This is a genomic window from Pseudomonas mendocina (genome assembly GCA_037482215.1).
Taxonomy (GTDB): Bacteria; Pseudomonadota; Gammaproteobacteria; order Pseudomonadales; family Pseudomonadaceae; genus Aquipseudomonas; species Aquipseudomonas mendocina_E.
The window spans coordinates 3,412,665-3,435,660 of sequence record CP148074.1; the positions used below are offsets into that span (position 1 = coordinate 3,412,665).

Below are 22,996 nucleotides of genomic sequence, written 5' to 3' on the forward strand. Positions count from 1 at the left end.
CGGAGCCTAAACCATCGGCCGGCCAGGATTCCATGGGCATGACGCTATTGCGCAGTAGGTAGCCACTACCCTCGGCTGGTTCCGAATCCCCGCTGACGATCCCCGTAGGACTTGGTCGCTTTCTTACACAGGTAGCTGGCCCGGTAGAACAGATCCGGTAGCTCATCAACAAGAACCTTGTGTTCTGACCATGCAACCTTCCGCATACGGGGATGCCGATCTATCCGATACGTTGGATTTTCGGGGATATGTACCAGCCCATCGACTTCAGACATCAACAACCCCAGCGCACTGGCCCATGACTCTTCTATGCGGCTGATCATGTTGACCCTCTCTGAGCCCAGCAGCCCTAGGGTGTAATAGGCATCACGGTTAAGCAGGATCAGCAGGTGATAATGCTGGCGGCCTCCTGACCGATCTCTCTCGACCAGACGTACCGTACTTTGCAACCACGCGAGTAGCCACGCTCAGCCACCCGCTCCTGGTGGTACTGGATCTTCTTCGTAAACGATTCGAAGAACCGGCTGATGACCTGATTCGTATAGGCGAAGTCGGGTAGCTCGATACCTTGGGGTAGCCTGAGATCCACCCTGAACGCCAGCACCCTCGGATACTCAGCCAAAGCCAGGTCGATGGTGCGCTTGAGCTCAGACAGGTACTCCCGAATAAAGGGGCCTACTTCGCTATGAATGGGAAAGCCCTCGAAGGTATCCCCGTAGTGCAGGTGGAGGTTGGGATTGTCAGGGTGACGGAGTGGAAAGCGCTGGGTGGTATTGGTATCGCTGAACATGGTTATGACCTCTCATGGTTGAGTTACATAAGCCATGCCTGCGGAGTTTTAATTTACTGGATACCTTTCCCTGCCTGATCACCCTCGACTGGATGCTCGGTGACGAAGCTCATCCGCGATGAATGGGTAGCTGGTCTCCCGTGGTGAACTGATCGTGTTGCTTGGTGGTTGGTAGATCCCCGGATAATTGCCCCTTCAGATAGTGCTTCAGTGCCAGATGATTAAGCCCCTCCAGGTACATGGGATCTGGTCGGTGATGCTTGCTACTGCACGGTTAGTGAGGCAAGAACCCTTCGGGTAGGAATAGCTAGTAAAAGCATACTACCCACACCGCAACTGACAGCTCCGGCTGGCTCGGAAAAATCCACCCTGTGCACCCAGCCGCAACGGCATTTTTTGCTGAAGACGTATTCCGGACATAAACCAGACCAAAAGCCCATGGAGACCGATGCCTAGCCAGAGTCTGCCGGATCGATGGGGAGCAACATCGCTCCGGCTTTCTGAAGATCGCCGAGCAGCCAGAATCAGGCAGCCGGCATAAGCGCCATGACCAGCTCCGACTGGTCATGGCACAGGTGGTCAGTTCTAGCTGGCCATGCTCAGGTGGCCGGTGGAACGTACTGCAGTACCCTCGGCCAGGTCACGCTCCTCAATCCTGGCCAGGATCCAGTCGTGCACCTCGCTATCGACCCAGCCGACGCAGCGGTCGCCCAGCGATACCGGTTTCGGGAAGGTGCCTTCCGAGATGTACTTGTACAGGGTCGACCTAGACAGGCCAGTAGCAGTGATCACGTCTTGTAAGCGGAAAATTCGCATCAGCAGGGCTCCTCTGTATGTCCCAGAGGATCTGCAAGGGCAGTAAAAAAACACTTACCCCTTGGGCCGGGCCTGAAGACCAAACCTGTGGCGGTCATCTATCTCCAGATCAGCCTCCTGCTCGTAAAGTTCGCATACATTCCACGGCTCATATTTCACAACCACGCAACCATATCGAGGCACGGGGCTAGGCTTAACCAAGACTGCCGTAATTCTGGGGCATAGCGTTGGTATAAGCTGGATTCGCACTCCACCATTTTTCCAATCGGGCATACCCATGAGCACTGCCTGAATCCTTCTGGCGCGCTCAAACGCCAGAAAAGAAAAGTGCTCGATGACACGCAACCAATGCCCCTCATCAATGCTCAGGTCACCGCTAACTCTGCCACGCGGCCTTTGGAAATCATTGCCGATCAAAGCCTCAAGCTCTGCCGCTAAATCCGCACCCAGCAAACGACCGGGCGCCTTCCAGGGTCTGGATAAAAGAAAGGATGCGTATCCGTCCAGTCGATGCCAGAACACATCAAAGTCCGCATCACTTAACCGCTGAAAGTAGTCCCTCAAAACCGGCTCAACACCTCCAGCCACCCGGATCACAACCTCCCGTGGCGCCTCAGTTTCTTCGTCGATAACGACAACACCGCCCCTATCAACACCCGTCCCGAGCAGTGGATGGGATAGGTCGAGAACGTAGGACGATCTGACCCTCACCCCCGTAAACAGACTCCTAGAAAGTCCCGGCGCATAGCTGCGGATTACCCCCATATCCATCAGGCGCGTCACCTGAGCCTTCAACCGGAACTCAGTCATTCCTGTCAGTTGTCGCAGATCAGCCATCCCAAGCTCGTCCACAACACCAAACTCATTTGCATGACTTACCAGCACGGCAAGTAACCACCGGTTAGCGAGGCTCAGTTGGTCGCTTTTCATTCTGACCGGAGGCTGCTTATAGCCGATCCTCTTCTCCGCCTCCTCATCGCAACCCTCGCGGGAGCGCAAGTCAGTGATCGGCATCAGAAGATGATCGATGACCTGCAGACAGTCCGAAGGGCAACTTACTGCAGAAGACTTCAAGCGTTCGCGGATCTCGGGCGAGATTTCATAGCTACGCGACGGCCGCCCCCGCCCGCAGCTCACCTTCTTTACGACTAGGTATGAGTCAGCCGATGCCAACCTGGAGACGGCTCGCATCACAACGCGTGGAGGCATACCCACAGAGTCTGAAAGCTCTCGCACCGTCAGCGACACAGCCTCACCGTCCTGAAAGCGCATCGAAAATGACGCGAGAAACAGCCTTTCCTCAGGACCAATTGTGCTTGTTTTGTGCCGCAGCAGCGCCATGTGCATAAGCATGAAAACCTGTTTTTATTTCGTAAAACTATTCTACCATAAGCATTAGCATGACTTAATATCGTTTTTATAAACGCATTAGATAACGTTATCAGTTACTATCGGTAGAGTTGCAGTGCAGCCAGGGTGCTGCGAGCTCGGTTTGGGAGATGCGCGATGGGACGTCCAAGAAAGCCCGGCCTTGAATGGCTAGACCCAGAAAATGCCAAGCAGCACCTTTGGGCGCGAGACTACTTGCGGGTTAAGGGCTTCGAGGGTCTTGACGCCGACCAAAGCATTTCCTGGAAGGATCTGCTCCGCCTTGGCCAAACACTCGAAAAAGAAAAAAGGGCACGCGAGCTGTTACGCGACATGAAGGACGCATGGCGTCAGGAGAAGAGCAGGAGCAAGAAGAAGGAAGAGGGCTACCGGCCCTGCCTGTTTACCCTCAAAGGCGCCACCAGAGACGACCTGCAACGAATGGCCAATGAGCAGGGAACAGACGCCACAGCCCTACTAGAAAAGCTGATTGAAAAAGCCTACAAAACCCATCTTAAGAAGCAGCAGAGAGCACAGCAGCCGAAGCAGCCGAAGCAAACCATCTACGGGGATCGTCAGGACATTAACCAGTTGAGAGACTCCCCGGACGAGGCGAAAGCTCCTACGGAAGAGCACGAAGAGCCAGCCGCCCAGAGCCAAGAGAACCGCTCGGCGATCCAGACGCTTGAAACCCCTCACGAACAGCGTACGTTCAAGAAAGTGACGGAAAACATTCGGTTTCAGAGGAAGAGAGTCAGCCTTAGCATGCCCCAAAAACCGCAAGGACAAGAGCAGCCGACTGATGCATCTGAAACACCAAAGCCCCTGACTGAAATTGAAGACAACTCCGACAAGGAAGACAGAGAATAGATCCGACCTCTTCCCCGAGCGAAGAATCAAAAAAACGAAACCGGGTACGAAACCGGGTATGTAAATTCGCGAATTCAGCCAAGAAGCCTTAACTACAGACCTCCCAGACCAGACTTAGCCGTTAACGTCTAATAACGAAAACGGCCTGCACAATTATGTCCAGGCCGTTTTTGTTTACCCTCTGGGCATAGCAACTTACTTACTGCCCTACCCTCGCCACCTGCAAGCCCTCCGTAAACTCCCCACATTCTCGACAGCCCCCGACACTTAGAACAACTGCCCTCTACATAAAGCAGAGCACATTTCTCCCGTCATACCTCACCGGAAGCCGCCTGCCCGTTGTGTTGACCGGGCCAACACTCGGTTGGCAAACAAACCACCGTGAGCGAAGCAAAAGATCACCAGCGCCAGCGGAAACTGGCTGCCGTCGTGAAGCACACTCACGAGCACTCCCGCCAACATCCCCATCCCAAAAGTCAGACTCACGTGCAGCGCAGAGGCGAGCCCTGCCCGATGGCCCTGCTTAGCCATCGACATGGCCATGGCATTAGGGCTGACCAGGCCCACACTGGAAACCAAAATGAAGAAGGCCGGCAGGATCAGCCAAAGCCCCTGCACTCCAAGGATGTGATTGAGCATTAACAACAGCCCTGCGAGCAAGGGCAGCCACAGCATATGACCCAGCAAGGTTGCTGCACTGAAACGATTGAGCAACACGCGGTTCACTTGGCTGGCCAATACCATGCCAACCGCATTGATGCCAAAGAACAGTCCAAAGTGTTCAGGAGCAATGCTGTGCAGTTCGATCAGCACAAACGGAGAGCCGACAATGTAGGCAAACATTGCCCCGGTGGTGAACGCCTGACACAAGGCAAAGCCCATGAACTCGCGATTGCGCAGCAACTCCCCATAGTTCTTTAACACCGGAAGTAATGCCAGCCGCTCGCTACGCTGGGCCAGGGTTTCCCGCAAGCCGAACACCAGTCCTAGCAAACAAAGAGTTCCGAAGCCGGACAACACAACAAAGATGGCCTGCCAGTTCCAAAGACCAAGCACCATGCCCCCGATCAGAGGTGCCAGAATCGGTGCGGCGCCCATTATCAGGGTAATCATGGACATGACCTTGGCAGTCTGTTGCGGCGCACAGCAGTCTCGAACGATTGCCACCGCCAGCACCGCCCCCGCACAGCCCCCCACACCCTGCAGGAAACGCCAGCACAGCAATCCCTCCAGAGAGTCCACGCTGGCAATAGCCAAGGAGGCCAACGTGTAAAGGCTTAGCCCGAATAACAATGGAGGTTTACGGCCATATCGGTCGCTGATGGGGCCGTAGCACAGCATCCCCAGCAACATGCCCACAAAGTAGGCTGAAAAACTCAACTCAACTTGCCCAGGCAACAGGGACATATCCTGCTGGATAGCGGGGAAAGCAGGCAGGTACATATCAGTGGAGAATGGCGCAATCGAGGTGAGCGACGCCAGGAGTAAAAGCAGAGGCAGCTGTATAGCCTTAGTGGTAGAGCGGGATGTCTGGGTACTGCTCGACATGAATTCTCGGTTCCTGGTTCTTTAGAACAAAGGGAAACATCCCAATGTTTAACCCTGATCGGCATTGGTATTAACCGATTACAGTCAATTGAGCGTAGGCACGCTCTTGCGAGCCACACCCACACTGAATAGATATGCGCAAAATGGAGGCAGCATGCGGGCGTTGGTGTCGCCCTGCAATTCAGAGTTCATTCGATCGGCCTAGCCTGAGGCGATCAGGGGCTTATCCAAACCGTTGGATTGCTGTTGGCTACTAGCTTCCACAGGTCCGCTCACACAGCGCTTAGGGACCACGGTGGTAGCCTGCCTGAACGCCTTAAGGCTCATTCGACAACTAGGTTTAAGCCGAGGTCATGGCGGGGAACAGAAGGACCCTTGCGAAGGGCAAGCGGTGAAGAGCTTGCCAACTCACGCCACAGTGTTCGTGCCGCAACAGCACGCAACCGATTAGTACCGCCACCAATCTACAGACGCAGTATGCCGTAGCCTTAAACAAGGCTAACCATTAACAACGGGTGATGTGCACTAGTTGAACAGTGATGCCCACCTATCGACGGCAGGCGGGGCGCAGCAGTGAGTGTTCTCGCTGTGCTGGGAGACTGGCTTTGTGACCGGCCTGTCACCGGCACTCGGCACATACATAAAAGAACTCAGTAGCAGCGCAGAACCAACGGCTAAGAGACTTCTTTTCATAACGGTAACCTTCGTTGTTCTTGTTGGTTTGTTATGTACAGCAAGAAGTATAGACGCTCCTAAGCAAGCCATAAGCTGTCCGTCGCCCGCCCTTTAGCGCGACCTTTCCACCGCTCTGGTGTCCACTCTGGTCATTGCCAGCTGCGCTGTCAGCACAAGCTGATATAACCAAATTCGAATTAATTATTTATTAAAACAAACAAAATTGAATATAAATTCACACCATGTGTTGCCCGATCAAATGTTCATCAAGCAACAGTCTTTCAGGTGTTGCCCAACAAACAGCTCATCAACAGTTGTACCTCTACAGACACCAAAAGCCTCATCCTAGAAACTATAAGCATCTGTTTTAAAAGGATTTTTATGTATGGAACGAGTTTTGCTGAGTCGCTGTATCCATACATCATCGAAAGGAACACCCAGCATGAGCACATCCTTCAACGTGGTTGCAGTCTCAGGTGGCGCTTATCGGCCTTCCCGCACTCAGGTACTGGCGGAGTCGATCATTACAGCCCTGAGCAAGCATCTGGACTTTGATAGCCGCTTGATCGTCTTAGGCGATATTGCCCGTGAAGTGGGCGGTGCCCTGTCGCGTAAGGAACTGGCCGCTGAAACCGAGGCGCAGCTTCAGGCCATTGAGCAAGCAGATCTGCTGATTGTTGCGGCACCGGTGTATCGCGGCTCGTACCCAGGCCAGTTTAAGCACCTGTTCGACCTGATTGAGATGAACGCGCTGATCGACACCCCGGTGTTGCTTGCGGCGACCGGCGGCAGTGAGCGCCACGCGCTGGTGATTGATCACCAGTTGCGCCCGCTGTTCAGCTTCTTTCAATCGCTAACCCTGCCCATTGGGGTGTACGGCAGCGAAGCCGACTTCAAGGATTACAAGATCGTCAGCGAGCAGTTGCAAGCCCGCGTAGAGCTAGCCGCCGAGCGCGCTGCGGGAACCGTGCTCAGCGCCGGGAAAGTCGGCGCCCCACTGCGCAAGATTGCGTGAGGCCAGCACCTATGAGCCTGCATCTGAAAACCCGCCCCATAGAGCCCCTGCAAATCGCACGGGAGCTGGCTGCGCAGTTTGCTGAGACGGCAGTGGAACGCGACGCCCGCGGCGGCACACCAAAAGCCGAACGCGATTCGATCCGTGCCAGCGGCCTGCTGTCGCTGATTATCCCAACCCAATACGGCGGCCTGGGTGCCAGCTGGAACGAAACCTTTGAAGTGGTGCGCGAGTTCGCCCGCGTCGACAGCTCGATCGCTCACGTTTTCGGCTTTCAGCACCTGATGCTGGCGACTGTGCGGCTGTTCGCCAGCCCTGCGCAATGGGAGCCCTGGCTGGAGCTGACTGCGCGTAAAAACTGGTTTTGGGGCAATGCCCTTAACCCGCTGGACACCCGCACCGTGATGAAGAAGTTCGACAACTGGTACGAATTCTCCGGCAAGAAGAGCTTCTGCTCCGGTGCCACTGACTCCGAAATGCTGATTGCCTCTGCGGTGGATGAAACCGCTGGCGGCAAACTGGTGATTGCAGCCATCCCCACCGGCCGTACCGGCATCACTCTGCACGGTGACTGGGACAACATCGGCCAGCGCCAAACCGACAGCGGCAGCGCAACCTTCGAGCGCGTACGGGTGGAGCACGCCGAGCTACTGCTTGATCCCGGCCCGCTGAGCACACCCTTTGCCTGTCTGCGCCCACTGATCGCCCAGTTGCTGTTCGCCAATATGTTCCTCGGCATTGCCGAAGGCGCATTCGCTGAAGCCCGCCAGTACACCCTTAAAGAAAGCCGCCCGTGGTTCCGCTCCAGCGCCCGCAGCAGTGGTGAAGACCCTTACATCCTGCGTCATTACGGTGACTTCTGGGTGGGGCTGGAAAGCAGCCGCGTATTGATTCAGCGCGCTGTTGACCAACTTGATGAAGCCTGGCGCAAAGAACATGCACTGACCGCCGAAGAACGCGCGCAACTGGCACTGGCCATTGGCACCGCCAAGGTCGCCGCCAGCCGTAACGCACTGGATATCTGCAACCGACTGTTTGAAGTCACCGGCGCACGGGCAACCCATGCCTCCCTGCGTTTTGACCGATTCTGGCGAAACTTGCGTACACAAAGCCTGCACGACCCTGTGGATTACCGCATCCACGAATTGGGCGACTGGGCCTTGAACGGTACGCGTCCTACCCCGTCTTTCTACTCGTAGGCCCGACCATGCAATTGTTGACGCTCCCCCCCTCTCCCACACTGGCCACCTCGATCAGGGCAACCGCACAGGTTTTCGAAGACCCGAGATCGCAGGCGCTTCTTGCCCACTTGCAACAGGTCGCACCTAGCGAAGCGAGCGTCCTGATCATTGGTGAGACCGGCACAGGTAAAGAGCTGGTGGCGCGTCATATCCACAACCTCAGCGGACGTAAAAACGGCCCGTTTGTGGCGGTGAACTGCGGTGCCTTCTCCGAATCGCTGGTTGAAGCCGAGTTGTTTGGTCACGAGAAAGGCGCCTTCACCGGCGCACTGGCGGCCAAGGCAGGATGGTTCGAGGAGGCCAATGGCGGCACCCTGTTTCTCGATGAAATCGGCGACCTGCCGATGCCGATTCAGGTCAAGCTGCTACGCGTCCTGCAAGAGCGCGAAGTGGTTCGGCTAGGCTCACGCAAAAGCATCCCGATCAACGTGCGGGTACTGGCTGCGACCAACGTGCATCTGGAAAAGGCCATCAATGCCGGGCACTTCCGTGAGGACCTGTACTACCGCCTAAATGTGGTCAGCCTGCAACTCTATCCGCTGCGCGAAAGGCCGGGCGATATCCTGCCGCTGGCCCATCACTTCATCAACGAGTACAGCCGTCGCCTAGGCTACACCGATGTCGTTTTGAGCGATGAAGCGCGTCAGCGGCTGGCCAATTACGGCTGGCCGGGCAACATTCGCGAGCTGGAAAACGTTATCCACCACACTTTGCTGATCTGCCGCGATCGGGTGATCCGCGCAGAAGACCTGCACTTATCCAACCTGCGAATTGAACGCGAAGACGACACCCGCTTGCGCCCAGACAACGCAGATGAGCTGCTTCTGCAAGCGTTCCAGCGGTTGTTTGAAGAACAGGGAGAAGGCGTTCACGCCAAAGTAGAAGACGCCCTGCTACGCGCTGCTTACCGCTTCTGCCATTACAACCAAGTGCACACCGCCAATCTGCTCGGGCTGACCCGCAACGTCACCCGCACACACCTGATCCGCATTGGCGAACTGGTGGTGAACAAACGTCGCCCGTCGACCTTACAAGGCAACGGGATGATCAACCTATCTATCTAAAACCTGCGTCATGCCACGCGTGCATCCACAGCAAATAGAACATGGCAACGAGGGCAACACACGATGAGTCTTGATATTTTCTGGTTCCTGCCAACATCCGGCGATACCCGCTACCTGGGCCACTCAGCCAGTGGCCGACCTGCCGCCAACGCCTACATGCGTCAGATCGCCGTGGCGGCCGATCAACTTGGCTACGACGGCCTGCTGATCCCCACTGGCGCCAGCTGCCTTGACCCCTGGGTGACAGCGGCGAGCCTGGTACCCGTTACCCAGCGCATCAAACTGCTGGTGGCGCTGCGCACCTCACTGGGCAACCCCACCGCATCGGCCCGCCAAGCTGCCAGCCTCGATCAGGCCAGTGGCGGCCGTCTGCTGCTCAACGTTGTGCCCGGCGGTGACGCCACCGAGCTGGCGGCGGACGGCGTGTTCTACAACCACGACGAGCGCTACGAAGCCTCCGACGAATACCTGACTATCTGGCGCCGCCTGCTGCAAGGTGAAACGGTCGACTTCGAAGGCAAACACCTCAAGGTTCAGGGCGCACAGAACTTCTTCCCGCCTGTGCAAAAACCTTATCCGCCGCTGTACTTCGGTGGTTCTTCGCCAGCCGCCCATGATCTGGCAGCCAAGCATGTTGATGCCTACCTGACCTGGGGCGAGCCGCCAACCGCAGTGGCCGAAAAGATTGCCGATGTACGCGCCCGCGCCGCCAAACAGGGCCGCACCGTGCGCTTTGGCGTGCGCCTGCATGTAATCGTGCGGGAAACCAATGAAGCCGCCTGGGCCGCCGCCGATGAGCTGATCAGCCACCTGGATGACGAAACCATCGCCGCTGCACAGGCCAACTACGCCAAGATGGATTCCGTTGGCCAACAGCGCATGGCCGCCCTGCACGGTGGCGATCGCAACAAACTGGAAGTCGCGCCTAACCTGTGGGCCGGTGTCGGCCTGGTGCGTGGCGGTGCCGGTACTGCGCTGGTGGGCGACCCGGAAACTGTCGCAGCGCGCCTGCTGGAATACGCGGATCTAGGCGTCGACAGCTTTGTCCTGTCCGGCTACCCGCATCTGGAAGAAGCCTACCGCTTTGCCGAACTGGTGTTCCCGCTGCTGCCCGGCAAGGGCAAAGTCACCGTGGACGGCTCGTTCACCGGTGGCGCCTTCGACGTACGCGCGGGTAAGGAGAAAGTCGCATGAAAGTCATCGACCTGCGCTGCCGCCCGGCCTTTCTACATCCGTTCTTCGGTGGTGCACCGGGCACCCCTGAACATGACACCGCACGCTGGCTTAACCGCCGCGTCGGAACACGCGGCCCGGATGATCACTTCGAACGCTCACTGACACAGGAAGGCTTTCTCGCCGAAGTCCGTGAAGCAGGCCTGCACAAAGCTGTTGTGGTGGGCCGCCACACGCCCAGCCAACACCTACCGAACGAAGAAATTCACACCATCATCCGCGACCATGATGAACTGCTCGGCATCGGCTCGATTGAGCCGGTCTTGCAAGGCATTGACGGAGCGCTGGCGGAGATTGACCGCGCGGTTGATCAGCTCGGGCTGGTGGGTATTGATCTGGAGCCAGGCTTTGCCGAACCGGCCCGGCACCCGGACGACACCCTCTACTGGCCGATCTATGAGCACCTGCAAAACCGCGGCATCCCGCTGTTTCTCATGAGCGGCCCGACCACACCAGACCCGGCCTACAACAACCCCGGCAAACTCGCCGCCGTGGCCCGCGCCTTCCCGCAGCTGAAGATTGTCGCCTACCACGGCTACTGGCCTAACGTGCAGCAAGCCATTGGTGTGGCGTTCCGTTACGAAAACATCCATCTGGTGCCGGATATGTACCTATTCCTCGCTGGTAGCGAGGCATACATACAAGCTGCCAATGGCTTCCTCGCGGATCAACTGCTGTTCGGCTCGTCCTACACCTTCCGCCCAATCCGCCAGAGCATCGACGATGCCCTGCAACTTGGGCTGAAAGAGGATGTGCTGGATAAATTCTTCCATGCCAACGCCGCCCGCCTGCTCAACCTCAGTTGAACCCCATGGCGCCCGTCACGGGCGCCATTTCACCCCAACTGCACCACCCGGTCAGCCAATGGCGCAGCCCGTGCCAGCAGCACCTCCACCTCAGCCGACACCGGCAATGCCACCCGCAGGCAGCCCAGCGTGCGTCCCTGAATTCGTTCCACGCCGCCTTGCAACAGACGCAGCTCGGCACCCAGCGCCGCAGTCAGGCCGGCCAGATTAGGCTCCAGTGCCTGCTCGCCGGTGTAATGCAGCTCCAACAACACTTCATCGCCCAAAGCACTTTTTTCCAAACCACGATCCGGCCCACCAAGGAGGATACGGCTGACTTCGTGTTTGGGATCACCAAACACCCGCCACACCTCGCCCTGCTCCACAATCTGGCCCCGCTCAAGTACCGCTACGCGGTGGCAAAGATCACGGATGACTTCCATCTCATGGGTGATCAGAACGATGGTCAGCCCCAAACGGCGGTTAATGTCCCGCAGCAGTTCAAGAATGGACTGGGTACTTTCCGGGTCGAGGGCCGAGGTGGCCTCATCACACAACAGAATGCCCGGTTGCAGCACCAGCGCCCGGGCGATACCGACCCTCTGCTTCTGACCGCCTGACAGCTGCGCCGGATAGGCATCACGGCGCTCACCAAGATCGACCAATTGCAGCAGCTCATCCACCCGCTGCTGCCGCTGCTGACGGGCAAGACCGGCCATACGCAGCGGCAGCTCGACATTTTCCGCCACTGTGCGGGTTGCCATCAGATTGAAGTGCTGAAATATCATCGCCACTTGGCGGCGCAAACCTCGCAAACGTTCGGTGCCAAAGGTGCCGATGTCCTCACCGTTAATCAGCACCTGTCCTTCGCTTGGGGCTTCAAGGCGATTGAGCAAGCGCAGCAATGAAGATTTGCCAGCACCACTGCGGCCGATGATGCCGAAGATTTCACCACGGCGAACCTGCAGATCAATGCCCTGCAAAGCACTCAGATCGCCATAGCGTTTGCCGACACCGCGCAGCTGCAGTTGCGCCGTGTCAGCGAGAATTTCCTGGGGAAAGCGGGTCACGGTAAGACTCCATAAGTAAACGGTAATGACACCGCGTTGAACATGCTCAACTCGCTGAAAGCAGCCAGCGCATGCCAGCCACTTTCAGCGTCAGCCATCAGAAAGCCGGGGCAATCTGGCCCTTGTAGCGGGTCAGGATGAACTCACGCACTTCCGGGGCATTGAGGGCCTTGGCCAGTTTCTGAATGCCTGGGTCCTGGATGTTGTCCGGGCGGGCCACCAGAAACTCGACATAAAGGTCTTTGCCCTTCTCCACGATCAGCGCGCTGTTGGTGTCGATACCGGCTTCCAGCGCGTAGTTGGCGAAGACGAAAGCCAGATCAACCTGATTCACCGCGCGGGCCAGCAAAGCGCCCTCCAGCTCACGAATCTTCAGCTTCTTCGGGTTCTCGGCGATATCACGCTGGGGCGCCAGGGTGTTGCTCGGGTCTTTCAGTTTGATCAAACCCGCTTCATGCAACAGAACCAGCGCGCGCCCGGTGTTGACCGGGTCATTGGGAATGGCCACGCTGGCGCCGTCCGGCAGCTCCTTGAGGTCTTTGATCTTGGTCGAGTAAGCACCAAATGGCTCGATATGAATGCCTACGACCGGCACCAGATCAGTTTTACGGGTCGCGTTGAACTCATCCAGAAACGGCCGGTACTGGTAATAGTTGGCATCGAGGTTCTTCTCGGTCAGTTGCAGGTTGGGCTGGATAAAGTCGGTGAAAACCTTGATATCCAGATCCACACCTTGCTTAGCCAGAGCCGGTTTAACGAACTCAAGAATTTCCGCGTGGGGAACCGGTGTAGCGCCTACCACCAGCTTCTCACCGGCATGGGCGGAAAAACTCAGAACGGCGGCCGCGAGAACCGCCAGGGACTGCTTCAACATATCTGTTACTCCTATCGGATTTTAGGTGGCCGTCGTAGGGCGAACGTGGGGCCTTGGCGGCAGCAAAACCCGGCTGCCGCTAACGGGATAAAAACTCAGCGGCGGGAGAAGTGCCGCACCAGCCGGTCGCCGCTCATTTGCAGGGCCTGCACCAGCAGGATCAGCAGCAGAACGGTGACCACCATCACATCGGTCTGAAAACGCTGATAACCAAAGCGGATAGCCAGATCACCCAGGCCACCGCCACCAATCACGCCGGCCATCGCCGTGTAATCCACCAGCACGATGGAGGTCACGGTGACCGCAGCAATCAGCCCGGTGCGCGCCTCAGGCAACAGTGTCAGCCAGATGATTTGCCAGGTACTGCCGCCCATGGACTGGCTGGCCTCAACCAGGCCGCGATCCACCTCGCGCAAGGCGGTTTCCACCAGCCGCGCAAAGAACGGCGTGCAGCCCACCACCAGCGGCGGGATGGCGCCGCGCACGCCCAGCGACGTACCGGTCAGCAGCGTGGTCAGCGGGATCAGCACAATCAGCAGGATGATGAACGGCAGCGACCGCAGCACGTTCACCACCACTGAAAGCACCCGGTATAGCACCGGGCTGGACAGCATCTGCCGCTGCCCGGTTAGGTACAGCAGCACGCCCAGCGGCAGGCCCAGCAGCACGGTGAAAAACAGCGCGCCACCGAGCATGCTCAGGGTGTCGATGCAGGCCTGGCCGATTTCGCTCCAGTCCAGATTGGCCAGCAACTCGTTCATCGCCCGGCCTCTCGGCGCAGACGTGCCACCGGGTGTGGCGCCTGCAAGCGGTCACCATTGCCGAACAGCTTGTTGCGCAGGGTGCCTTCGGCGTATTCGCGCTTGAACAGTCCACGCGCCTGCAACTCCGGCACCAGCAGATCAACCACCGCCTCGAAGGTTTCCGGGGCGACCACACTGGCCAGGTTGAAGCCGTCCACATCGGTTTCTTCCACCCACTCCTGCAACTGATCCGCGACGGTTTTCGCCGAGCCGACCAGCACCGGGCCGTCACCACCAATGGCGCAGTAATCGGCGATCTCGGCAGTGGTCCAAGAGCGCGTCGGATCTGCGCGGGTGAAGGCTTCCACCGCCGACTGAATGGCCTCGCTGGGCACTTCACGCAGAATCTGATCCGGCTGGTACTGCGCGAAATCAATCCCGGTCCAGCCCGCCATCAGGGTCAGCGCACCACTGGCGCTGGCGTACTCGCGGTATTCGCGCAGGCGCGCCAGCGCAGCTTCGTCAGTCTCGGCAACGATCACCGTCAGTTGTTCAAGAATCACGATGTCATGGGCGCCACGGCCCGCAGCCACAGCAGCGGTGCGGAAATCTGCCACCTGCTTCTTCAGCACCGCCTTGCTTGGCGCGGCGACAAACACGCACTCGGCATTCGCCGCCGCAAACGCCCGGCCACGGCTGGAAGCACCGGCCTGATAGAGCACCGGCGTGCGCTGCGGCGAGGGTTCGCTCAGATGGAAACCCGGTACTTTGAAATACTCTCCCTCGTGGTTAATGCCATGCACCTTGGCGGGGTCTGCGTAGACACCGCTGTCACGGTCGGCACGCACCGCATTGTCCTCCCAACTGGTCTCCCAGAGTTTGTAGCAGACCTGCAGGTACTCTTCGGCCAAGGCATAGCGCTGGTCGTGAGAAAGCTGATCGCGCTGCCCCAAGTTGCGTGCACCGCTGGCCAGATAAGAGGTCACGATATTCCAGCCTGCGCGCCCGCCAGTCAGGTGATCCAGCGTGCTCATGCGCCGGGCAAACGGAAACGGATGCTCGAAAGACACCGATGCCGTCACGCCAAAGCCCAGATGCTGAGTAGCCGCTGCCATGGCCGGCACCAGTTGCAGCGGATCATTCACCGGCACCTGCGCGGCGTTGCTCAGGGCGCTGTCGGCGTTGCCGCCGTATACGTCATAAACCCCCAGCACGTCGGCGATAAACAGGCCGTCAATGCAGCCACGTTCAAGGGTTTTGGCCAGCTCAACCCAGTAATGGATATCGGTGTAACGCGTAGCCTGATCACGTGGGTGCCGCCACAGGCCGGGCGACAGATGCCCGACCGTGTTCATGCTGAAGGCATTGAGGCGAATCTGTTTGGTCATGATACGGCCTCAGTTCCAGTCGTGACGGGCAGGCTTGATGCCGTTGAGCGCCCAGTTGCCGACCAAGTGATATTTCCAGCGCACCGGATCATGCAATGTGTGCACCCGCGCATTGCGCCAGTGACGGTCGAAGTTGTGCACCACCAGTGATGAGCGCGTTCCGCCCAGCTCAAACAGGCGGTTAGTCGCCTCAATCGCCACTTCAGTGGTCAGCACCTTGGCCCTGGCCACCGCAACCGAGGCAGCGGCCACATTGTCTTCATTGGTTGCCGGTTTTGCCGCATCCAGCACCCGTCCGGCGCGTTCAAGCAGGGCTTCGGCGGCCTCCTGACGAATGTCCAGCGAGCCGATCTGAATGATGGTCAGCGGGTCTTCGCTGGCTTTCTCCACGCCGGCATCAATCCACGGGCGAGCATGTTCACGAACAAAGGCGATGGTGTCGTCCAGCGCGGCCCGGGCAATACCGGCATCAATCGCGGCAGTGGTCAGTTGCGCGAACGGGCCGGCCAGGGTCGGGCTTTCATAGGAGCGATAGCTGGGGAACAGGTTAAAGGTCGGTACACGCAGACCATCCAGAATCACAGTGCCGCTGGAGGTGGTGCGCTGGCCGATGCTGCTCCAGTCATCCACCACAACCAGGCCCGGCGTGCCGCGCTGAACAAATGCCAGTTGGGCGCGATCCTGATCGTCCAGCGCCAGCACGCCGAGCCAATGCGCATAGAGCGAGCCGGTGCAATAGCCCTTGCGCCCGTCAATGCGGTACCCATCACCTTCAGCGACCAGACGGGTACGGATGTCGGCTACGTTTTTCCCGCCGGTTTCCGACAGCGCATTGGCAAAGCGGTTGCCCTTGAGCACCAGATCGAAGAAGAAACGCTTCTGCTCTTCAGTACCCTGCAAGCGGATATCTTCCAGCAGGCAGTAATGGTTTTGCGGAATCTGCCCCAGCGACGGATCAGCGGCTGAAACAATGGCAATCACCTGCGCCAGCGTGGCAAACGACACTTCAGCGCCGCCAAACTCACGGGGCACGGTAATGCCCCAGAGGCCACTGTTGGAAAAGGTATCGACTACATCCGCCGGGACTTCGCGGTTGCGGTCACGCTCGGAGGCCCCCTCACGCAGAAACGCCGCCACGTGGTGGGCAACGGCGATGGCTTCGGCATCATCACGGATGATGTGGGCGTCGGGCTGACGGATATCGTAATGGGCTGATAAGACTGCTGGAGTAGACATGGCTTCCTCTAAGTAGGTACTGCTTTGCCATTACTCATCGCACAACCCGTGCCAATTAACTTATTCCTTTAAAGTCAATAAGTTAAGAAAATAATCAACGCAAAGATGTTGCCTCACCAACATCTGCACGACAGTCCACTGTTTGCCCATCAACAGTTGCTGATCAAGCCTGCTGCACTTTGCCCAGATAGAAATCGTGTAGGTCACCCCGACCTGCCAACTCACTCGCCACGCCCTGGTCCACCACCTGCCCATTCTCCAGCACGTAGGCGTGATGGGCGTAACGCAGGGCCACATCGATGTTCTGTTCAGTTACCAGAAAGCTCACGCCGTCACGGCGGTTGAGTTCACCGACGATGTCGAAAATCTCTTCAACGATCTGCGGTGCCAGGCCCATGGAGGGCTCGTCCAGCAGCACCAGCTGTGGTCGTGAGATCAGCGCCCGGCCGATGGCGACCATTTGCTGCTCGCCATCGGATGTATAGCCCGCCAGACTTTTGCGCCGGGTTTTCAGACGCGGGAACCAGTCAAAAATGCGCGCCAGCTCGTCACGCAGCTCGCCACGGCTGATGCGCGGACGAGCAAATGCGCCGGTTAGCAGGTTTTCTTCCACCGTCAGATGTGCAAAGCAGCGCCGCCCTTCCAACACCTGCACCAGACCGGCTGTGGCCAGCGTTTGCGGCGCAGTGCGGGTGACGTCTTCCCCCCAATAGCGAATGCTGCCGCGCACCACTTCGCCACGATCGGCACGCACCAGCCCGGAAATGGCTTTAAGCGTGGTGCTTTTACCGGCGCCGTTAGCGCCCAAAAGTGCCACCACCTGACCCTGACCAACCGTCAGTGATACGCCGCGCACGGCGAGAATCACCTGCTCGTAAAGCACTTCAATGTCATCAACCTGCAGGATCATGCTGCACTCCTGAACAAACGGCCGGAGCAAGCCCCGGCCGTGATTAATCTCAACTTTCTTTGCTGCAATCCCGTGGGGTGATGCCTTTTTCTGCGGCGTATTTATGCGAGGACGCCTCAATGATCGGCCGCAGCAGTGCGCGATCGGCCTGAACCCAGTCGCTGATCAGGTTCCACTTCTCACCGTCCCACTGCTGGAAGCGCACCGCGCCACCGCCCTCGTGGTCGGAGCAGGACAGTTGCAGCGGTTGCACCAGACCTTTGGCGCCCAGCGCTTCAAGGCGGGCATCATCCAGACGCAGGTTCTCGAAGCCCCAGCGCACTTGCTCGCCGGTCAGCGGTTGCTTGCCAAATTTTTCTTGGGCGATGCGTACGGCTTCGACGTTGAGGATGCCGTTAACCACGCCGAGGTTGTAATACACGGTGCCGAAGCGCTTCGGATCGGCCAGGTCGCCCTCGCCCTTATCCACAACCTGCTGCTGGATACCTTGCAGCACCGGGAACTGGGTGCCGGACGGATGCGTGGTGATGGAGATAAAGCCCTTGGCTGCTGCACCAGCCGGAGCTGCGTCTTCCTCGGAGTTACTCCAGATGTTGCCGATGATGTGATCAGCCGGGAAGCCGACTTTCTGCGCGGTTTTCAGCGCCACCGGGTTCATCACGCCCCAGCCGCGCAGGATCACCCAATCCGGCTTGGCGCGGCGGATGTTCAGCCACTGCGACTGCTGCTCGTTGCCCGGATGCGGCACTTCCAGAAGGGTCAGCTCAAAGCCGTACTTATCGGCCAGCGTCTGCAGCACTTCGTTGGTTTCCTTGCCGTAAGGCGAGCCGTGATACAGCGTGACGATCTTTTTGCCCTTAAGCTGATCCAGCCCGCCGCTCTTCTCGCCGATCCAGTTAACGATGGCTGACACCTCGGAATACGGGTTCAGTTGCAGCGGGAACACGTAGGGAAACACGCTGCCATCGGTGGAGTCGGTGCGGCCGTGGTTGATGGTGATCAGCGGCAGCTTATCCGCCGTGGAACGCTCCAGCGTGGCGTAGGCAATCCCCACCGAAAGCGGGTTGGTGGCAGCGGCCGGAGCGCCGTTCTGGCCCTTCTTCAGGCGCTCGTAGCACTCCACGCCCTTCTCCACCACGTACTCGGTTTCGCACTCGCTCCAGGTCAGCTTGACGCCGTTCACCCCGCCGTTGGCGTTGACGTATTTGAGGTAGTCGATAAAGCCGCCAAAGAAGCCGGTACCACCGGCGGCATACGGACCGACCCGGTAACTTTGCAGCGGGAAGTATTGCTCGTCCGCCGCCTGGACACTAAAGGCCGTGGCAGTCAGGGTCAGCGCCAGTGCAAGGCTGCTGAAGGTGCGCTTGAACATTGTGATAAGTCCTGTGTTGTTATCGAATTGGATTGACTTGCGGGTTCGCTCAGTAGCGCAGCGGCCACGGCCGTGCGCGCTCGCGAAATCTCTGCCAGAGACGGGCAAGCCCCTCCGGCTCCTTGATCAGGAAAAGGATGATCAGCGCGCCGAACACCATCTTTTGCAGGTTCTCCAGCTGACCAGCGTCGATCAGCCCGGCCGGCAGCAAGGCGGCGAGATTCGACAGCAAGAGCGGGAACAGCACGATGAAGGCCGCGCCAAGGAAGTTGCCGAGGACACTGCCCAAGCCACCGATAATGATGATGAAAAGGATCTGGAAAGAGCGGCTCAGGTCGAAGCCGTGAGGCTCCACCGTGCCCAGATAGGTGAACGCCCACAGCGCTCCGGCCACACCGAGAAAGAAACCGCTGATGGCGAAAGCCAGCAGTTTGGTTTTGAGCAGCGGAATGCCGATTACCGCAGCGGCGGTGTCCATGTCGCGCACCGCCATCCAGTTACGCCCCAACTCGCTGCGCACGATGTTGCCGCCCAGCCAGAACAACGCCACCACCACCGCCAAAGTCAGCACGTAACGCCCGGCCGGTGAGCCAAAATCCACACCCGCCACCTGCAACGGCGGAGCAGTAATGACCCCGGATGAGTTGTAGTTGGAGAACCAGCCAAACCGGGTCAGAGCCCATTGCACAAAAAACTGCGCAGCCAGTGTCGAGACCAGCAGATAGAAACCCTTGATGCGCAAGCTCGGCAGGCCAAAAACGATCGCTACCAGCGCTGCGGTAATGCCGCCCAAGGCAATGCTCAGCAGCAACGGCAAGCCCGGCACGCGCAGCTCAAAGTTGTAGGTGGCAAAGGCGCCCACCGCCATAAAGGCTGCCGAGCCCAGCGACAGTTGCCCGGCATAGCCAGTCAGCATGTTCAGGCCAAGCCCAGCCAGGGACAACACCAGAAACGGAATCAGAATGGCGCTGAACCAGTAATCGTTGCCGAGAAACGGCACCGCCGCGAAGGCAAACACCAGCAGCGCCAGCAGGCCGATACGATCTTGGCGCAGGCGGAAAAAACGGCGGTCATCGGCATAGCGAACGCTGAACTGGCCGGCTTCTTTATAAAGCATGACGATCTCCTCAGACCCGCTCGATGGCGCGTTCGCCAAACAACCCGGCCGGGCGCACCAGCAGGAACAACAGGGCCAGCACATAGGGGAACCAGTTCTCCAGGCCGCCACCGATGATGGGGCCGAGATAGACCTCAGCGAGCTTCTCCGAGGCACCGATAATCAGCCCGCCGACAATCGCCCCGCTGATCGAGGTAAAGCCGCCGATGATCAGCACCGGCAGCGCCTTGAGCACCACCAGTGACAGCGAGAACTGCACGCCGAGACGCGCCCCCCACAGCAGCCCTGCCACAAGGCCGACAAAACCCGCCACCGCCCACACGATCGCCCATACCCGCTGCAGACGGATGCCGACTGCCTGCGCCGCCAGTGGATCATCCGCCACTGCCCGCAGCGACAGACCAATACGCGTGTGGTTGAACAGCAGCGACAGCACGATCACCAGCAGCGCAGCGGTGCCAGCGGCAAACAGATCGAACTGCGACAGCAGCATGCCGCCCAGCTCCAGCGGCTCATCACTGATGCCCAGTTCCAGCCCATGCACCTGCGCGCCCCACAGCGCCTGTGCGGCGCCTTCGATCACGTAGGACAGGCCCAGCGTGGCCATAAACAAAGTGATCGGCGAACGGTTGACCAAAGGCCGCAACACGGCGCGCTCTACCACCAGGGCCAACAGCCCCATGCTCGCCAGGGTGATGAGGAACACCAGCCAGAACGGCACACCGCGCTCCAGCAGGCTGACAAAGGTCAGCGCCGAGAACAGCACCATCGCGCCCTGAGCGAAGTTGAACACCCCGCTGGCCTTGTAGATCAGGACAAAACCGATGGCGACCAGGGAATACATCACCCCTGCCAGCAGGCCGCCGATCAGTACTTCAAAAAAGAATTCCATTTGTACAGTTCCTGTTTTCAGGCAAACCATCCCCAACCCGCTCACACAAAGCGGCCAGAACAACGGTGAAGTTAGTGGCGGGTGCCGAGGTACGCGGCAATCACCTCAGGGTTGCGGCGCACCTCGTCGGGCGCGCCATCGCCGATCTTGCGGCCGTAGTCGAGCACCACGACGTGATCGGACAGCTCCATCACCACGCCGATGTCGTGCTCAATCAACACCACGGTGGTGCCGAACTCGCGGTTGATATCCAGGATGAAGCGGCTCATTTCCGCCTTCTCATCGACGTTCATCCCGGCCATGGGTTCGTCCAGCAGCAACAGACGCGGTTCAGCAGCCAGCGCACGGGCCAGCTCGACACGCTTCTGCAAGCCGTAAGGCAGCTTGCCCACGGTCGCATCGCGCCATTGTTGAATACGTAGAAATGCCAGCACGCGCTCGGCGGCTTCGCGCTGCTGATCGTCCTCACCAGCGGCACGGCCGATGCGCAACGCCTGTTCAAGCCAGGTGGCGCGGCGCTTCAGGTTGCGCCCGGTGAGCACGTTGTCGAGCACACTCATGCCTTTGAACAGGGCGATGTTTTGAAAAGTACGGGCGATGCCGCCCAGCGCCGCATCATGGGGACGCATGCTGCGGCGGGAGTTGCCGTCAAAACGGATCACGCCCTGCTGCGGCTGATACACGCCATTGATGACGTTAAGCAGCGAACTTTTACCCGCACCATTGGGGCCAATCAGGGCGCAGATTTCCCCTTCGGCCACGGCGAAGCTGATGTCGCTGATGGCTTTGACACCTTTGAATGACAACGAAATATCCTGCAGTTCCAGCAACGCCGCAGCACTCATCTCTCTATTCCTTATGCCGGTTGCGGCAAGCCCTGCGGCCACTCGCTGAAAGGGGTTTCGCGCACATCCTGCCAGCGCTCCGCGGCGGACCAGTTGCGCACGTCAATGCCCAGCCCGCTGAACAACTGATGGACCTCTTCGCTCAAAGGCGCCCCCACCACCAGCGCCACCCGTGTGCGGGTGAGCCCGAGCACGTCGAGCAGCGGTTTGCGAATCAGCGCGCCACCGATCAAACCTTGCAAAAAACCTGCTTGCGGGCGTAACGCCCAGTCCACCCAGCGCCGCCGTAATGTGCCCGGTAACGGCAAGCGCTGACTCACCTGCTCATGCAGGCGGCCATAGGTTTCGCGGGTGCCCAGCACCAGGCTCGGGCCGAGTTCGCGGCGGTCCTGATCACGGGTTTCCAGACGCTCCGGAAAATTCAATCGGAATCCGGCCAGCAACCAAGGGGCGAGCAGATAGCGGGCCTGGCCGCTGGCCGCAAAGGCGCGGGCGGCCAGGGCCTCTTCACGGTCACTGAGCTGCTCGCCCAGCACTAGGCGCAGACCCTCGTGGAGCAGTTCTGCATGGCTGAAGTGCTGGCGTTCGACGCCCGTCACTGCACGCCGGTAAAAGGCAAACGCAGCCTCATCAGCCTGCGTCTGCGGTGCATCCTGCACAGCAACAGCCGTTCTTAGCTGTGCGTAATCCAGCGCCTGCCCGCGTACCTCCTTGTCAGCCAAGCCACGGCCATCGGCATAAGCCAGCCATCCCGGTTGCAAGCCTGCAGCATGCAGGCGCTGAATTTCTTCCAAACCTTCTGCCAGAACAAACGCAACGCCCGCCTCACGCAACGACGCGGCCTGATCCTCTGGGTTTTCCAGTGGATCAAACAGCGCCGCCACACCGCCCAGCCACTGCGCCGCCAAAGCGGCAAACAGCGCCTCTGGGCGCGGCCGACTGATAATCACCAGCTGTGCGCCCGTAGCAAAACCAGCAGAGCGTAAGGCACCAGCCAGGGCCAACACCTCGTCCTGCACCTGAGCCCAGCTATGTACCTGCCAGATACCCAGACGCTTATGCCGCAGGGCAATGGCGTCCGGATTCAGGCGGGCCTGAGCAGCCAGCCATTGAGGAAGAATGCTACGCGTTGCGTCGCTCATCG

The 22,996-nt window shown here is 59.0% G+C and carries 20 protein-coding genes and 1 pseudogene; 6 read left to right on the plus strand and 15 right to left on the minus strand.

The window, feature by feature from the left end:
* Positions 1–65 precede the first annotated feature (65 nt).
* The 3 genes and pseudogenes from WG219_16015 to WG219_16025 all read right to left on the minus strand — a co-directional run bounded on the left by WG219_16015 (position 66) and on the right by WG219_16025 (position 2,953).
* Positions 66–790, minus strand: a pseudogene (locus WG219_16015) (inovirus Gp2 family protein).
* Positions 791–1,375: 585 nt separating this feature from the next.
* Positions 1,376–1,606 carry an AlpA family transcriptional regulator gene (locus tag WG219_16020; protein WXL24804.1) on the minus strand — a complete coding sequence of 77 codons (231 nt, stop codon included), beginning with the start codon at positions 1,604–1,606 and terminating at the stop codon, positions 1,376–1,378.
* 54 nt (positions 1,607–1,660) lie between these two features.
* Positions 1,661–2,953 carry a hypothetical protein gene (locus WG219_16025; GenBank protein WXL24805.1) on the minus strand — a complete coding sequence of 431 codons (1,293 nt, stop codon included), beginning with the start codon at positions 2,951–2,953 and terminating at the stop codon, positions 1,661–1,663.
* Positions 2,954–3,112: 159 nt separating this feature from the next.
* On the opposite strand from WG219_16025, the gene WG219_16030 reads away from it, so the two are divergent.
* A complete protein-coding gene (locus WG219_16030) occupies positions 3,113–3,844 on the plus strand; it encodes a hypothetical protein (protein WXL24806.1) in 732 nt (243 codons plus the stop codon).
* Between the two features lie 318 nt (positions 3,845–4,162).
* Here WG219_16030 and WG219_16035 read toward each other — a convergent pair whose 3' ends face one another.
* Positions 4,163–5,392, minus strand: coding sequence for a multidrug effflux MFS transporter (locus WG219_16035; GenBank protein ID WXL24807.1), 1,230 nt, complete (start codon positions 5,390–5,392; stop codon positions 4,163–4,165).
* Positions 5,393–6,509: 1,117 nt separating this feature from the next.
* On the opposite strand from WG219_16035, the gene msuE reads away from it, so the two are divergent.
* The 5 genes from msuE to WG219_16060 all read left to right on the plus strand — a co-directional run bounded on the left by msuE (position 6,510) and on the right by WG219_16060 (position 11,426).
* Positions 6,510–7,082, plus strand: a complete 573-nt coding sequence (msuE, locus tag WG219_16040; protein ID WXL24808.1) for an FMN reductase — start codon at positions 6,510–6,512, stop codon at positions 7,080–7,082.
* Positions 7,083–7,093: 11 nt separating this feature from the next.
* Positions 7,094–8,281 carry an acyl-CoA dehydrogenase family protein gene (locus WG219_16045; protein WXL24809.1) on the plus strand — a complete coding sequence of 396 codons (1,188 nt, stop codon included), beginning with the start codon at positions 7,094–7,096 and terminating at the stop codon, positions 8,279–8,281.
* Positions 8,282–8,289: 8 nt separating this feature from the next.
* Positions 8,290–9,387 (plus strand): sigma-54 dependent transcriptional regulator, encoded by a 1,098-nt coding sequence (locus WG219_16050; protein ID WXL24810.1) that lies wholly within the window; start codon positions 8,290–8,292, stop codon positions 9,385–9,387.
* Positions 9,388–9,450: 63 nt separating this feature from the next.
* Positions 9,451–10,581 (plus strand): FMNH2-dependent alkanesulfonate monooxygenase, encoded by a 1,131-nt coding sequence (gene ssuD / locus WG219_16055; GenBank protein WXL24811.1) that lies wholly within the window; start codon positions 9,451–9,453, stop codon positions 10,579–10,581.
* A complete protein-coding gene (locus tag WG219_16060) occupies positions 10,578–11,426 on the plus strand; it encodes an amidohydrolase family protein (GenBank protein ID WXL24812.1) in 849 nt (282 codons plus the stop codon). The genes ssuD and WG219_16060 overlap by 4 nt, the downstream gene beginning before the upstream one ends.
* Before the next feature lie 29 nt (positions 11,427–11,455).
* On the opposite strand, the gene WG219_16065 is transcribed toward WG219_16060, so the two are convergent.
* The 11 genes from WG219_16065 to WG219_16115 all read right to left on the minus strand — a co-directional run bounded on the left by WG219_16065 (position 11,456) and on the right by WG219_16115 (position 22,994).
* Positions 11,456–12,475 (minus strand): methionine ABC transporter ATP-binding protein, encoded by a 1,020-nt coding sequence (locus tag WG219_16065; protein ID WXL24813.1) that lies wholly within the window; start codon positions 12,473–12,475, stop codon positions 11,456–11,458.
* Positions 12,476–12,572: 97 nt separating this feature from the next.
* Complete coding sequence (locus tag WG219_16070; protein WXL28022.1) at positions 12,573–13,346, minus strand: MetQ/NlpA family ABC transporter substrate-binding protein; 774 nt, start codon at positions 13,344–13,346, stop codon at positions 12,573–12,575.
* Between the two features lie 98 nt (positions 13,347–13,444).
* A complete protein-coding gene (locus WG219_16075) occupies positions 13,445–14,110 on the minus strand; it encodes a methionine ABC transporter permease (GenBank protein WXL24814.1) in 666 nt (221 codons plus the stop codon).
* Positions 14,107–15,480, minus strand: a complete 1,374-nt coding sequence (locus WG219_16080; GenBank protein WXL24815.1) for an LLM class flavin-dependent oxidoreductase — start codon at positions 15,478–15,480, stop codon at positions 14,107–14,109. The genes WG219_16075 and WG219_16080 overlap by 4 nt, the downstream gene beginning before the upstream one ends.
* Before the next feature lie 9 nt (positions 15,481–15,489).
* Positions 15,490–16,716, minus strand: coding sequence for an SfnB family sulfur acquisition oxidoreductase (locus WG219_16085; protein ID WXL24816.1), 1,227 nt, complete (start codon positions 16,714–16,716; stop codon positions 15,490–15,492).
* Between the two features lie 163 nt (positions 16,717–16,879).
* A complete protein-coding gene (locus tag WG219_16090; protein ID WXL24817.1) occupies positions 16,880–17,626 on the minus strand; it encodes an ABC transporter ATP-binding protein in 747 nt (248 codons plus the stop codon).
* Positions 17,627–17,675: 49 nt separating this feature from the next.
* A complete protein-coding gene (locus WG219_16095) occupies positions 17,676–18,998 on the minus strand; it encodes an ABC transporter substrate-binding protein (protein WXL24818.1) in 1,323 nt (440 codons plus the stop codon).
* A 49-nt stretch (positions 18,999–19,047) separates the two neighbouring features.
* Complete coding sequence (locus WG219_16100) at positions 19,048–20,115, minus strand: branched-chain amino acid ABC transporter permease (GenBank protein WXL24819.1); 1,068 nt, start codon at positions 20,113–20,115, stop codon at positions 19,048–19,050.
* Positions 20,116–20,125: 10 nt separating this feature from the next.
* A complete protein-coding gene (locus tag WG219_16105) occupies positions 20,126–21,007 on the minus strand; it encodes a branched-chain amino acid ABC transporter permease (GenBank protein ID WXL24820.1) in 882 nt (293 codons plus the stop codon).
* A 71-nt stretch (positions 21,008–21,078) separates the two neighbouring features.
* Positions 21,079–21,852, minus strand: coding sequence for an ABC transporter ATP-binding protein (locus tag WG219_16110; protein WXL24821.1), 774 nt, complete (start codon positions 21,850–21,852; stop codon positions 21,079–21,081).
* Positions 21,853–21,863: 11 nt separating this feature from the next.
* A complete protein-coding gene (locus WG219_16115) occupies positions 21,864–22,994 on the minus strand; it encodes an AMP-binding protein (protein WXL24822.1) in 1,131 nt (376 codons plus the stop codon).
* Between the last annotated feature and the right edge of the window lie 2 nt (positions 22,995–22,996).